Below are 14,794 nucleotides of genomic sequence, written 5' to 3'. Positions count from 1 at the left end.
AGAGGCAGAGAGCGGAGCAGGCCGTTTAGAAAGCAGAGCATAAGTTACTAACACCGAAAGGCCCGCACTTGGCCTTTTGGTGTTAGTAGCTTATGCGTCACTTTCTGGCCTGCGCAGCTCGTTTAAATAAGTACGACTAACGCGGGAGCACCGTAGCATTTACCGCCAAAGAAACGGACCCGGTTTTGGCCTTTTGGTTGGAGTTGCTTATGCGGCGTCTTCTGGCCTGCGCAGCTCGTTTTAAAACGCACAACTAACGCGGGAGCGCCGTAGTATTTACCGGTAAGGGAACGAACTCGTTTTTGGCCTTTTAGTGGTAGTAACTTATGTGGCGTCTTCTGGCCTGCGCAGTTAATCTCAATAAGCACATGTACCGTGGAGGACAGCGGCTTTCCCCATGCAGAACCCGTTCGCACTTGCCTTTTGCGAATAGTACCCTAATATACCCATTCCAATACCAACCACATCAAAGAAAGAAGTGTCAACAGTGTCCAAGAATACGCAAACCTTATATCAGCACGGAACTTTAGCCTTACTTGTTCCAGGCTTACTTGCCGGTACGCAGACCATTGGTGAACTCATGCATCACGGCGATACAGGTATCGGAACGTTAACCGGGCTTGATGGTGAATTAATCATGCGTGCGGGTCAGGTCTACCAGGTAAATGCGGATGGCCATGTCCGGATTGTTGGTCCAGAAGAGCAGGTACCGTTCGCAAACGTTCACTACCAGGACGATCGTGCCGTTGGTAAAATTACCGACCAAAACTTTGCTGGAATCAAGGCGACGATTCTGCAAGTGATGGGCACGAGTAATGTGTTCTACGCTGTTCGGTTGGTGGGGGAGTTTGACCAAGTACAGACGCGAGCTGTTCGTGGTACCCAGCAGCCGCCTTTTGGCACCCTGGCCGAGACTGCTAAAGCCCAGTCGGTGTTTAACGCTACGGACATTGCAGGGACGTTGTCGGGATATTATTCCCCGGCAATCTATGGTGGGGCTACGTCCCCAGGTTTCCACCTGCATTTCTTAGACGACGAGCCGACCTTTGGCGGTCATGTATTGGATGCAAAGGTACGCAGGGCGACTTTGTACTTGCAAGAATTCACTGACCTGCAGCTACATTTGCCTACGGGTAACGAACAATTTCGTCAAGAGCAGTTTAATACTGATGAAGTGCTCCGGGATATTAATCAGGCCGAAAATTAAGTTAATCAAAGCAGCAGTACGAATCGTTGCCTATCTGGCGCGGCTCGTGCTGCTTTAATTTGTAGTTTTAAATGCTTAAAACTTAGGTATAATCAGATTGACGATTGTTTTGGCCGGCCAATTTGCTAGAGAATATCGCGACAACTTTGCCCGGTAACCTAACATTGTATGTCGCGGCTAATCCCCGGACCACCCGTGGCTGCACTATCTTTGGTATAATGGTCATCAGTGATGTACTTGAACAGAAAGCGGGAACTAATTAATGAACTTCGACGAAATGCGTGAGCGTCAAAAACACATTCGTAATTTTTCCATTATTGCGCACATTGACCACGGCAAGAGTACGTTGGCGGACCGAATTCTGGAATTAACGGATACGGTCTCCGAGCGCGATATGCAGGCGCAGGTACTGGATGATATGCCGCTGGAACGGGAGCGGGGAATTACCATCAAGCTGAACGCGGTGGAACTGACCTACCATGCTCAGGATGGCGAAGACTATATTTTTCACCTCATCGATACTCCGGGGCACGTGGACTTCACCTACGAAGTTAGCCGTAGCTTGGCCGCGTGTGAGGGTGCCTTACTATTGGTTGATGCTTCCCAGGGGGTTCAGGCCCAAACGCTGGCGAACACTTACCTGGCTTTGGACGACGACCTGGAGATCGTACCCATTATTAACAAAGTGGACCTGCCGAGTGCGCAGCCCGACATGGTGCGCGAGGAATTGGAAGAGATGATTGGCTTGGACGGCGACGACGCACTGATGGCGAGTGCGAAGACCGGCCTGGGCGTGGAAAATATTCTCGAGCACATCGTGACGGATATTCCCGCACCGACTGGTGACGTTGAGGCTCCGCTCAAGGCGTTGATTTTTGATTCTGTCTATGATGCTTACCGGGGTGTGGTGCTCAACGTGCGGGTGCACGACGGATCGGTGAAAGTGGGCGATCGCATCCAATTGATGAGTAATGGCAAAACCTTCGAAGTAACAGAAGTGGGTGTAATGTCGCCAAAGTCCGTTAAGCGGGACGCCCTGATGGCAGGGGACGTGGGTTACATTACGGCTGCAATTAAAACTATTCAGGACACGCGGGTTGGTGATACGGTGACGCTGGCGGACCGACCGGCCGAGCACGCCCTCAAAGGATACCGTCAGATTCAGCCGATGGTTTACTCTGGGGTCTTCCCGGTGGATAACGCCAAGTTTGGGGATTTACGCGAAGCGCTCGAAAAACTGCAGCTGAATGACGCGTCCTTGGAGTTTGAACCCGAAAACAGTCAGGCGCTCGGATTTGGTTTCCGTGTCGGTTTTCTGGGGTTGTTGCACATGGACGTGGTGCAGGAGCGGCTGGAACGTGAATTTAACCTTGATCTAATTATGACCGCACCATCAGTGGACTATCACATTATGCGCACGGATGGTTCCGAGGAAACAATCGACAATCCGGCGGCTATGCCGGACGCGAGTGAAGTCAAAGAAATCCAGGAACCCTACGTGAAGGCGCAAATCATGGTGCCAAACGATTACGTTGGGCCGGTGATGGAACTTTGCCAACGCAAGCGGGGCGACTTTGTGACCATGGACTACCTGGATAAGTACCGGGTGAGCGTGGTGTACGACATGCCATTATCCGAAATTATCTACGATTTCTTTGACGACCTGAAAAGTAGCACCAAGGGTTACGCAAGCTTAGATTACGACCTGATTGGTTACCGGGAAAGTGACCTGGTTAAAATGGACATTCTGCTCAATGGTGATCCCGTTGATGCCCTCAGTACGATTGTGCACCGCGACTTTGCGTACGAACGTGGCCGTGGCGTGGTTGCCCAACTCAAGGAAACAATCCCGCGGCAGATGTTTGATGTGCCAATTCAGGCGGCGCTCGGAACAAAGGTAATTGCCCGCTCAACGGTCAAGGCTTACCGCAAGGACGTAACCGCCCGGATACACACGGGTGACCCCGACCGGCGCGCCAAGTTGCTGGACAAGCAGAAGCGGGGTAAAAAGCGGATGAAGGCCGTGGGCTCAGTCGATGTCCCGCAGGAAGCGTTCATGTCACTTTTGAAGGTTAAGGACGAGAATACACGCGGAAAATAGGCGTTGTGAGTGCGCGGACTTTCGGAAGCAAAGCTATAAACATCAGCATGGTTATCAGCGTTACTTTTAACTGGGCAGCTATCTACGGCTGTCCATTTTTTAGCCAATACTAATAAGATTTATTTACTGACAGAGATAAGATATACTCTTAACTATGGTCACACCATACGGGTAGCTCTCGTCGTTGCCTAGCAGTTTTAGGTGGCACACACCCTTCACAAATCATTTGGACTGGAGGTGTAGCCATGCTAAATTGGAACGACTGGAGGGGACGTGATGGTCCAAGCGGCCATTGCTTTGCTGATTGTGGCACGAGCAGCCTATTGGTTTGCCCGTGCATATCAGCAAATAAAAAAAGCTAACCACAAGGGTTAGCCCACCAAAAGTCATCCAGACTGTGTCGGGGTCACTGGGGGTCCATCCCGGTGGCTCCTTTTTCACAGGTTGATTATACCAAATGATATTCAACCACTCAAATCGTTTGGAACGAGTGCTTGTGACCGTAACGAGAACTGTTATGTTTGCGCAAAAAAGATTACTAGAACGACAAAATCGATTGTCTGGTGATGCCCCTTGCTTTTGGCAAGTAAAACCGCTATCCTTAACTCAATTAAACAAGTCCTTTAAAAACAGTCCCGTGAGGCTGCAAAGGAATCGGCGTCAACATTGGACGCAGAGTACCTATCATCCTCACGGTGGTAGGTATTTTTTTGTGGCTTGGCTTTATACCAAAAATGGAGGAGGTAGTGATGACTAAACAATTAGTTGACGCGTTGGGCATGCAACGAGTGCTGACGCGCATGACCTACGAAATCATCGAAAAAAATAAGGGCCTGCAGGACACCGTATTAGTTGGAATCAAGACCCGCGGTATCTATTTAGCACAGCGGGTGGCCAAACGGATTGAGCAACTTGAGGGTCAAAAGGTACCAGTGGGAACTTTGGATATCACGTTGTACCGTGACGATCACCACGAAATTGGGCACCGAGATCAAGCTACGGTGAATGGTGCAAATTTGCCGGTTAACATTGACGACAAGACGGTGGTCCTGATCGATGACGTGTTGTTCACGGGTCGCACCGCACGGGCAGCGATGGACGCCTTGGTAGCACAGGGCCGGCCCCAGCGGATTATGTTGGCGGTACTCGTTGACCGCGGACACCGGGAATTGCCGATTAGGGCAGATATTGTTGGTAAGAATGTGCCGACCTCGACCAAGGAACAGATTTCGGTGGCCGTGGAAGAGGTGGACGGGCACGACGGCATTACAATTGAACAGATTTAGTTGATCCAGACAATTTAATTGACTCCAGAGAGAGCCAGAATTGTGGTGGTGGCTGTTTAGCGCAGCCGGAACTACATTGGCGCACTCTCGAGATGAGGGGGCGCCTTTTTTAGAGAGCGGAGCAGGCCGTTTAGAAGGCAGAGGGCGGAGCAAGGCGGTTAGAAAGCAGAGCATAAGGTACTCAGACCGAAAGGCCCGGGTTTGGCCTTTGGGTTTGAGTGCCTTATGCGTCGCTTTCTGCCTTGCGCAGCCCGTTTCAATAAGTACGAGTAGCGTGATTCCCACACCCGGGCAACGGTTGGAACGGCTTCCTTGCCGCAGCGGGTTACACGCAGATTTCTGCATTGCACGCTCGCTTAACCCAGCACCTCATCCCGAACCCGCTAATCACCGCCACCCACACGGAGGAACACATATCATGATGACCAAACAGCGCAACTTTACCAACATGTTAGACGTCGACCAGGACGAGGCGTTGGCGCTCATCCAGCGCGCCGAAGAGTATAAGCACGGCGCCCAATTGCGATTGGCCGAACCGGTGTACGTCGTCAACGCCTTCTTTGAAAACAGTACGCGGACGCACACTAGTTTTGAGATGGCCGAGACCAAGTTGGGTCTGACACAAATTGCGTTCAACCCGGCGGCAAGTTCCGTTAGCAAAGGTGAATCGTTACACGACACGCTGTTGACGCTGGACGCGCTCGGTGTTGACCTGGCAGTAGTTCGGCACCCGGAAGATCGCTATTACGAGCCATTAGTTGAAGGCGGCGATTTGGGGCTGGCGTTGATTAACGCCGGGGACGGTTCCGGCGAACACCCCTCCCAAAGCCTGCTGGACCTGATGACGATTAGCGAGGAGTTCGGCCACTTTGCTGGACTACGCATCGTTATCTGCGGGGACATCGCCCACTCACGGGTGGCCCGCTCCAACGCAGAGATTCTGCAACGCCTTGGCGCCCACGTATTCTTTGCCGGCCCAGAAGACTGGTACAGCCACGACTTTGACCGATTGGGTACCTATACGGATCTGGACGCTGTACTGCCAACTGTCGACGTGGTCATGTTGCTCCGCGTTCAGCACGAACGACACGCCACCACCGGGTTTAGCGCGGACGCGTACCATGAGCACTACGGTTTAACTCATGGGCGCGCCGCGCTAATGCAGCAACGGGCGATTATTATGCATCCGGGCCCGGTAAACCGCGGCGTCGAATTAGCCAGCGACTTGGTGCAGGGTCGCCAATCGCGTTACGTCCAGCAGATGCGCAACGGTGTATTTATGCGGATGGCGATGATTGAGTCAGTATTGCGGGCAAACCAGCTGGGAGGAATTGAATAATGGCATACATACTACAGAACGGCCGCGGAATTTTGGGCGACAGGGAGCTCAACGTGGATGTGCGCATCGAGGGCGGACGGATCGCTGCTTTGGGCGACCATCTGCCTGTCGGACCAACGGACGAAGTTTTGGACTGCACGGGCAAAGTTGTTACTCCGGGCTTAGTAGACCTTCACGTCCACCTCAGGGACCCTGGTGAAACCGAAAAGGAGACCATCAGCACCGGTACCATGGCGGCGGCCCACGGTGGTTTTACCACGGTGGGTGCGATGCCAAACGTGGTGCCAGTCCCAGACGACGCGGACGGCATTGCTGCTATTCGCGGACGTAATTGTCGCGAGGGGCACGTGCGCGTCTACCAATACGCTAGCATTACCCGCAACCGCACTGCCGGTCAGCTAGTCGACTTTGAGGCGGTTGCCCAGGCGGGAGCCTTTGCCGTATCTAACGACGGGAGTGGGGTTCAGGACGCGGCCACCATGTACGCGGCCATGCGTGGCGCGGCACAAGCGGGCTTGCCCTTAGCAGCGCACGTCGAGGATGATGGCCTGAAAAACGGTGGCATTTTGAATGCGGGGCTCCGGGCCAAGGAGCTGGGCGTGCCCGGCGTTTACCACGTGGTGGAAACAGCCCAGTTAGCCCGTGACCTAGCTCTGGCTCAGGCTACCGGCGTCCATTACCACGTGTGTCACGTATCAACCGCAACTAGTGTCGACCTAATCCGGCGGGCCAAAGCGGCGGGGGTCAACGTGACCGCAGAAGTTACGCCGCACCACCTACTGTTGACCGATAGTATGATTCCGGATGGCCCCGAGGCTGTGAACTACAAAATGAATCCACCTTTGCGTACAGAACGGGACCGACAGGCGCTAATTGCCGGGTTGCTGGACGGTACGATTGATTGTATCGCGACCGACCACGCGCCGCACACTGCAGCGGAGAAGGCCCGGGGGCTGGTTGACGCCCCCAATGGTATCGTGGGCAGTGAAACGGCGTTTAGCACGCTATATACCCACTTTGTGCGGGGCAAAGATGCGCGGTTTACTTTGGCACAACTGGTGCACTGGATGAGTAGTGCGCCGGCTGCAGCGTTTAACCTGCCGGTAGGGCAATTATTGCCCGGGGCACCGGCAGACCTCGCGGTGTTTGATACGGAACATGAGGCGGTAATTAACGCGGACGATTTTTATTCAAAGGGGCATAACTCGCCGTTCGTGGGCTGGCACGTTTACGGCGCCACCGTTGCGACGATTGTTGCCGGTAAGGTGGTGTACATAAAGGAAGGGGTACAATCTTGAAACGTTATTTGATTCTTGAGGATGGTACCGTGCTGACTGGGGAGGCCTTTGGCGCGCAGGCAACGACCGCCGGTGAGGTCGTGTTTAACACGGGGATGACCGGCTATCAGGAAACGATTACCGACCCTTCGTATGCCGGTCAAATCATTACTTTCACCTACCCGTTGATTGGCAATTACGGGATGAACGTGGCGACCAACGAGGCCATCAGTCCGAGTTGCCAAGGCGTGGTTGTCCGCGAGGTAGCGCGCCGGGCCAGTCACTGGCATAACGAGCAAAGTTTGGATGATTTTCTGCGCCAGCACGGCATTCCGGGCATCAGTGGAGTGGATACGCGGCGGTTAACCCGGATTCTGCGTGAAGAGGGTGCGATGAAGGGGATGCTGACGAATGAGGTGCATGCGGACAGTGTGTCCCACCTCCAAGCGATGGATTTACCGCGCAATCAGGTGCAGCGGGTGTCAATCAAGCAGGCGTACAACAGCCCAAACACTGGTAAGCGGATTGTTGTGGTTGACTTTGGGTTCAAGGACAGCATTCTCCGTGAGTTGGCGGCCCGCCAGTTGCAGGTGACGGTGGTGCCACCGACAACGGATGCGGGCATGATTTTGAGCTTACATCCTGACGGTGTGTTGTTGTCGAACGGCCCTGGTGATCCAAAGGATGTGCCGTATGCGTTACCGATGATTCGGGCGGTGCAGGCGGCGCGGGTCCCGTTGATGGGCATTTGTCTGGGGCACCAACTGTTCGCGTTGGCGAATGGTGCAAAGACGAGTAAGTTACGGTTTGGGCACCGGGGGTTCAACCATCCGGTGCGGGAGGTGGCTACGGGACAGACATTCTTTACGGCGCAGAACCATGGTTATGCGGTGGACAAGGCGTCGTTAGAGGGGACACCGTTGTTGCAGACGTACGTGGAGATTAATGATGGAACGGTAGAGGGGCTGAGGCACAGGGAATTGCCGGCGTTTTCGGTACAATTTCACCCAGATGCGACGCCGGGGCCGCATGATGCGGTGGGGTGTTTTGATGAGTTTGAGAGGATGGTAGAGGGCGGAGAGGGCGGAGCAGGCCGTTTAGAAAGCAGAGCATAAGGTACTCAGACCGAAAGGCCCGGGTTTGGCCTTTGGGTTTGAGTACCTTATGCGTCGCTTTATGGCCTGCGCAGCCCGTTTCAATAAGCACATGTAGTGAGGGAGCGTAGTAGCATTTCCAAATCAGGTGGCGCCCCAAAATGTTTTGCTACTGGACTGGGTTAACCGGCGTTTTCTGCCTTGTGTAGCCCATTTCAATACCTGACAGCAGCATGGGAGCGTAGTAGCATTCCCAAACCAGGTAGCGTTCAAAATGCTTTGTTACTAGACCCGGTTACGCCTATCTTTCTGGCCTGCGCAGCCGTTTCAATAACCACAGGTAGCGTGAGAGGGTAGCTGCATTTTCCAAATCAGGTCTCGCTCCACCCCGGCTTTCATTGCCGCGCGGGTACGCGCGTCCTCGTTACCACACTAACTATTATCAATGCCCACAGCACCATAGACCATTTAACAGAAAAGGAGTTACCCAATGCCAAAGCGTACAGATATTCACAAAATTATGGTCATCGGTTCCGGCCCCATCATCATTGGGCAGGCGGCCGAGTTTGATTATTCGGGCACACAGGCCTGCTTATCATTGCGGGAGGAAGGGTACGAAACGGTGCTGGTGAACTCCAATCCCGCGACGATTATGACGGATAAAGAGGTTGCTGATCACGTTTATATCGAGCCGATTACGCTGGAGTTTGTGAGTCAAATTTTGCGGAAAGAGTTGCCCGATGCCATCCTCCCCACTTTGGGCGGACAACAGGGTCTCAACATGGCCATGGAGTTGAGCAAATCCGGCATCCTGGATGAACTGGGCATCGAATTGTTGGGCACAAAGTTGGCAGCCATCGACCAGGCGGAGGACCGCGAACAGTTCAAAGAGTTAATGCAACAGCTGGGCGAACCTATCCCCGCGTCTCAGACGGTATCGACGGTGCAGGCGGCACTCGACTTTGCACAACAAATTGGTTATCCCGTTATTGTGCGTCCCGCGTTCACGATGGGCGGCACGGGCGGGGGGATGTGCGATACCCCTGCCCAATTAACGGAAATCTGCGCGAACGCGTTGAAGTTATCACCGATTACGCAGGCGCTTATTGAGAAGAGTATTGCCGGCCACAAGGAAATTGAATACGAGGTCATGCGCGACCACGCTGGCAACGCCCTGGTGGTCTGCAACATGGAAAATATCGACCCCGTGGGCATCCATACGGGCGATTCCATTGTGACCGCGCCAGTACAGACGCTGACGGACCGCGAAAACCAGATGCTCCGGGATGCGTCACTACGGATTATTCAGGCGCTCCACATCGAAGGCGGGTGTAACGTCCAGTTGGCGTTGGATCCGCAAAGTGAGGCGTACAACATCATCGAGGTGAATCCGCGTGTGTCACGTTCATCCGCGTTAGCTTCCAAAGCAACGGGGTACCCCATTGCCAAAATTGCGGCCAAGATTGCGGTCGGACTCTGCCTCGACGAAATCAAAAATCCCGTCACGGAGACTACCTACGCGGAATTTGAGCCGGCGTTGGATTACGTGGTGACTAAAATACCGCGGTGGCCGTTCGATAAGTTTACGCAAGCCAACCGGCGTTTAGGGACGCAGATGAAGGCGACCGGTGAGGTCATGGGGATCGGCCGCAACTTTGAAGAGTCCCTCCTTAAATCGGTCCGTTCGCTAGAAATTGGGCTCCCACACTTAAATGACCCTGCCATTGCCGACGTTGCGGAGGATGAACTGGCGGACCAGCTCATTCATGCGCGGGATAACCGGTTGTTTTATCTCGCTACCGCGTTGCGCCGCGGTTACAGCATCCCCGAACTGAGCGAATTAACGGGCATTGATGAATTTTTCGTGGACAAAGTCGCGCACATTGTCGAACTGGAAACCTTACTACGGGATCACCAGGGTGACCAAGACGCGTTGTGGACGGCCAAGCGCAACGGTTTCACCGATTGGGAGATTGGCCAGTTATGGGGAATTGATGCCGCAGACGTGCGCCAGCAACGGCAGGATGCCGGCATCGTGCCGGTTTACAAAATGGTCGACACGTGTGCGGCGGAGTTTGCATCCACTACACCATACTTTTATTCGACTTATGAAGATGAGAACGAAAGTCGTCCAGACGGCCGTCAATCCGTCCTCGTCTTGGGCTCCGGGCCCATCCGTATCGGCCAAGGGGTGGAGTTTGACTACGCAACTGTGCACTCGGTACGGGCAATTCAGAAAGCCGGTTATGAGGCCATCATCATGAACAACAACCCGGAGACGGTGTCCACCGATTTTTCGACGGCTGATAAGCTATACTTTGAGCCGTTAACCGTTGAGGACGTCCTCAACGTGGTCGATTTGGAACAACCTATGGGGGTCATCGTTCAGTTCGGCGGGCAGACGGCCATTAATCTGGCCGCACCTTTGGCCAAGGCCGGCGTGCGCATTCTGGGCACAACGGTTGCTGATTTAGACCGGGCAGAGGATCGGGATGAGTTCGACCAGATTGTGCGGTCGCTAGGCATTCCCCAGCCCGCGGGTGCCACCGCGACTACCGCCGATGAAGCACTGACGATTGCGCACCGCATCGGCTATCCCGCTTTGATTCGACCAAGCTACGTGCTTGGCGGTCGCGCGATGGAAATTGTTAATAACGATGCGGAATTAACGCGCTACATGCAGACGGCGGTGCAAGTATCGCACGACCACCCGGTACTGGTCGACCACTACCAGGCCGGAAGGGAATGTGAGATCGACGTTATTGCTGACGGACACGACGTCCTAATTCCCGGCATTATGGAACATATTGAACGGGCGGGCGTGCACTCAGGTGACTCCATGGCCGTGTACCCACCACAGAATTTCAGTGCCGCGGTCATTGACCAAATTTGTCGTTGGGGGACGGAGCTGGCAGAACGCTTACACACCGTGGGGATGATGAACATTCAGTTCATCGTGCACGACGAAGAGGTGGACGTCATCGAAGTGAATCCGCGGGCTAGCCGCACTGTACCGTTTTTGAGCAAGGTGACCGGTATTCCGATGGCACAAGTAGCCACGCGGGCCATTCTAGGCACCAGTATTCGTGATCAAGGGTATCAGCCTGGACTGCAGCCAGCTGCCGGCCTGGTGCACGTCAAGGCGCCAGTATTTTCGTTCAACAAACTCGCTGGTGTGGACAGCTTGCTGGGACCGGAGATGAAGTCCACTGGTGAGGTCATGGGCAGTGACGAGACGATGGACAAAGCACTGTATAAGGCCTTTGCTGCGGCTAAACTGGATATACCTGATCACGGTCAGGTGTTGTTTACCATCGCAGATTCACAAAAGTCAGAGGCATTGGACTTGGCACGACGGTTCCGCGCACTCGGATTTTCCTTACAGGCGACCGCTGGCACGGCACGCTACTTTGCGGATCACGGGTTAACCGTGGGTGCGGTTGCAAAAATTGGTGCCGGTGAGGACGATATCCTGGCGCGCATTATCCGTGGCGACGTTCAGGTAGTGATTAATACCGTGGGCACCAATCATGATGCCGCCGCGGATGCCTTCCGTATTCGGGAGGCCGCGGTGCTACACGGCACGCCGCTGTTGACCGCAATCGACACCGCAGACGCAATTTTGCACGTGAAGGAATCGCAGACCTTTACAACCCGTGCCCTATAAACGTGCTACCGCAAAACAGGCCCGGCTGCCTGCGGAATTATCCTCGTGAATGTGACGGGGAAGTTCCGCAGGCAGCCGGGCCTGTTTACCGTTATTTGTTAGTGACACCGACAAAATCAACTAGGTTATTCGGGCTATAGTGTAGCCCCTGGATGCTGGTGTTAGTGAGGTGCGCCTCACCGGATTGATAAAGTGGAATAATACCCATATTCCGTGTCAGAATTTGGTTGGCCTGGGTTAAGTCCTGCCAACGACGACTGACGCTCGTCACGTCCGTGGTTTTAGAGGCGGCAATGAGGCGGTCGTATTCCTGGTTGGACCACTGACCGTCGTTATTAGCGTTGTTGGTCGTGAACAGGTCGAGGTAGGTGATGGCGTCCGGAAAGTCTGCGCCCCAGGTGGCGAGGAGGACGTCAAAGTTGTGTTTGCGACCCAAGTCGAGTCGTGTTTTTGCGGGCACCGTTTTGGCATTCACGGTGACTTGGGGGAACGCCTTGGTCCACGCGCCCTGCAGGTACTCTAACGTGTTTTTACCCGCATCCGTGTCGTCAGAAGTGAGGGTGAAACTGAACTTCGAGATACCGGCCTCTTTGAGTCCAGCCTTCATCAGCCGCTTGGCCTTGGCGAGATCATATTGCGTATAACCACTCACAGCTTTACCTGAAGTGGTCGCAAAGTCTTTGCCGGTTTGGCTGTTCGTAAATAAGCCGACTGGTACGACCGTATTAATGCGGGAGGAACCATCGCTGAGGACCTTCTTTAAGTACTGTGTGCGGTTAATCGCCAACGACAAGGCTTCGCGGACCTTTTGGTTTCGCAATGCGGGTACCTTGCTCTGGTTCATTTCGATGAAGTATGAGCGCTGTAATTTCACGGTATTGTACGCCTTATCGTTAACCATCTGCGTTGCGGTGTCGCCGGAAATAATGGCGTCGTCAAGTTTACCCGCCTGGAACAGGTTCACCGCGGTTGACGTATCCTTCACTACCTGCACGTTAATACGTTTAACGTGTACATTCTTAGCGTTCCAGTAGTCGGGATTTTTGGTCTCCGTCCAGCTGTTGTTAGCGTTACTCCATTTGGTTAGACGGTAGGGACCGTTGAACGTGAGGGTGGAGGACTTGGTACCGAACTGACTGCCCGCCTTCCTAACGGCACTCTCTTCAACGGGGTCAAAGACATTCAGGGTCACTAGCGATTCAAAGTAGGGGATGACGTGATCCAACGTGACTTTGAAGGTAGTGGCGTTCACGGCGGTCACACCTAGCGAATCGGGCTTCGCGGTGCCAGCCGTAATGGCATCGGCGTTTTTGATGCCGCTAAAAACGTACGCGTACTCGGACTTGGTCGCAGGATCGACCGTTCGGCGCCACGAGTAAACGAAGTCGTTGGCTGTGACGCGCTTGCCATCGCTCCACCGGGCGTTCTTGCGGAGGTGGAAAGTATAAGTTTTCTGGTCGGCCGAAATAGTTGCTCTGCGCGCAGCCATATCGGGCTGCAGTTTGTTGCCGTGGTACCGGTACAACCCGGCCATGGTGTCGGTCAGGGTCTGCATGGAGACGTTATCGGGCGCTTGGGCCGGATCCATTGATGTCAAGACGTCCTTAACCATCCGGCTGACCGTCTGCGTCTTTGCTTGTCCAGATTGGGTGGACTTCTGCCCGCAGGCGGTCAACATGAGTGCTGACGTAAGCAAAGTGATTCCCGCGACTAGATACTGCTTCTTCATATGTATATTGCCCCCAGAATGTTTGAATTGTGAATTGATTTATAGAATAAGAATACCTTATTCAGACGGTGTCGGCACTGGTAAAACGAAAATAATGTAACGGCTTACGGGGGGATGTTGCCACAGATTGTGTATGGCAAGTTATTATCGAGTGTCTGGCCAATAAAATACGCGTACGTTGGGGCGTACGCGTAAAGAAGAATGGTGTCTTTGGGGAGACACATTGTTATTAGTGGTTAGTAGTTACTAGGGATGGAGTACACTAACCCGCCGCAATATTTTCAAGGCCGATCACGTTCCTGGTTGCCGCCAACGGGGACGTGTCGGTCAAACTTGGCCTTACGTTTACCCTCAGTGTGGCGTAGATGATCCTGAGCCCGAAATGCTGGAGCGTGGTTATGCGTGTTGCCGGCCCTAGGGGTAGGGTCTGGTTGGTCACGTGCATGATCCTTGTCAGTCATATTGTGACACCTCCATTGTGCTAGTGGTCGTCAGTGACCTTGTCAACGGTGTCGTTCAGCTTCTTAGCACCTTTTTCCTTGAGGTCATCAGCCTTTTCACGTGCCTTACCACGTAACTTTTGTGCTTTACCTTTGGCCTCGAGGGTTTCGTTGCCAGTCAACTTACCGGCCTGCTCCTTAACGGTACCGGCCACCTTGTCCTTAGCTTCCTTCGCGTCCATGTGGTCACCTCCTTTCTTGTATAACTTAATTATAGGGGAGCGTATAAGGTAATTAATAGCCTTGATTTTTTGTGCTGGAGCGGAAACGGTTGCAAAGGTTGAGTCAGAACGTACGTAATGTAATTAAGGTGGGACAATATGCTCGAAAGTCAGCTACGACTTCCGCGTTAACGCTTGGTGTGCTTGGATTTTTTATACTAGGGTAGGGTTTGTAGCGATATTATTGTTACATAATGATAACGATTGTTTGGCTTGACAAATTTCAAAAATAATTTAATTTGGTGGTTAAATTTACGGATTCCCACAGATGTTGGGCGGTTTTGGCGAAATTTAAAGATTGTCTGGGATTAATGCGGTGCCAGATTGGAGGTTGCTATTGGCAGGTCGAACTGACGTGGCGGTTCCGGTTGAG

The 14,794-nt window shown here is 53.5% G+C and carries 10 protein-coding genes; 7 read left to right on the top strand and 3 right to left on the bottom strand.

The features are described from left to right. Positions 1–487: 487 nt before the first annotated feature. The 7 genes from budA (at position 488) to carB (ending at position 11,971) form a co-directional block, all read left to right on the top strand. The gene (gene budA / locus LPA02S_RS07485) at positions 488–1,207 is read left to right on the top strand and encodes an acetolactate decarboxylase (RefSeq protein ID WP_054649821.1); all 720 of its coding nucleotides are present in this window, start codon (positions 488–490) and stop codon (positions 1,205–1,207) included. 262 nt (positions 1,208–1,469) lie between these two features. Next, on the top strand, positions 1,470–3,308 hold the full coding sequence (gene lepA, locus LPA02S_RS07480) for a translation elongation factor 4 (RefSeq protein ID WP_056956396.1): 1,839 nt from the start codon (positions 1,470–1,472) through the stop codon (positions 3,306–3,308). Between the two features lie 749 nt (positions 3,309–4,057). After that, the gene (pyrR, locus tag LPA02S_RS07475; protein ID WP_056956395.1) at positions 4,058–4,594 is read left to right on the top strand and encodes a bifunctional pyr operon transcriptional regulator/uracil phosphoribosyltransferase PyrR; all 537 of its coding nucleotides are present in this window, start codon (positions 4,058–4,060) and stop codon (positions 4,592–4,594) included. A 421-nt stretch (positions 4,595–5,015) separates the two neighbouring features. Then, on the top strand, positions 5,016–5,933 hold the full coding sequence (locus LPA02S_RS07470) for an aspartate carbamoyltransferase catalytic subunit (RefSeq protein WP_156302072.1): 918 nt from the start codon (positions 5,016–5,018) through the stop codon (positions 5,931–5,933). Further along, positions 5,933–7,231 carry a dihydroorotase gene (gene pyrC, locus LPA02S_RS07465; protein ID WP_056956394.1) on the top strand — a complete coding sequence of 433 codons (1,299 nt, stop codon included), beginning with the start codon at positions 5,933–5,935 and terminating at the stop codon, positions 7,229–7,231. Before LPA02S_RS07470 ends, pyrC begins: the two co-directional genes overlap by 1 nt. Next, a complete protein-coding gene (locus LPA02S_RS07460) occupies positions 7,228–8,325 on the top strand; it encodes a carbamoyl phosphate synthase small subunit (RefSeq protein ID WP_056956393.1) in 1,098 nt (365 codons plus the stop codon). Before pyrC ends, LPA02S_RS07460 begins: the two co-directional genes overlap by 4 nt. A gap of 469 nt (positions 8,326–8,794) precedes the next feature. Next, positions 8,795–11,971 carry a carbamoyl-phosphate synthase large subunit gene (gene carB / locus LPA02S_RS07455; protein ID WP_056956392.1) on the top strand — a complete coding sequence of 1,059 codons (3,177 nt, stop codon included), beginning with the start codon at positions 8,795–8,797 and terminating at the stop codon, positions 11,969–11,971. Positions 11,972–12,062: 91 nt separating this feature from the next. Here carB and LPA02S_RS07450 read toward each other — a convergent pair whose 3' ends face one another. The 3 genes from LPA02S_RS07450 to LPA02S_RS07440 form a co-directional block, all read right to left on the bottom strand. Beyond that, positions 12,063–13,700 (bottom strand): peptide ABC transporter substrate-binding protein, encoded by a 1,638-nt coding sequence (locus tag LPA02S_RS07450; RefSeq protein WP_054651834.1) that lies wholly within the window; start codon positions 13,698–13,700, stop codon positions 12,063–12,065. A 281-nt stretch (positions 13,701–13,981) separates the two neighbouring features. Then, entirely contained in the window at positions 13,982–14,161 is a 180-nt protein-coding gene (locus LPA02S_RS07445) for a hypothetical protein (protein ID WP_054651832.1), read from the bottom strand. Between the two features lie 20 nt (positions 14,162–14,181). Continuing rightward, positions 14,182–14,382, bottom strand: coding sequence for a CsbD family protein (locus LPA02S_RS07440; protein WP_054651830.1), 201 nt, complete (start codon positions 14,380–14,382; stop codon positions 14,182–14,184). Positions 14,383–14,794: the final 412 nt, after the last annotated feature.

Origin of the sequence: Lacticaseibacillus pantheris DSM 15945 = JCM 12539 = NBRC 106106, assembly GCF_001591865.1 — a bacterium.
Taxonomy (GTDB): domain Bacteria; phylum Bacillota; class Bacilli; order Lactobacillales; family Lactobacillaceae; genus Lacticaseibacillus; species Lacticaseibacillus pantheris.
Note: the sequence above shows the minus strand (reverse complement) of the source record. Positions and strands in the feature narration are given on the sequence as shown.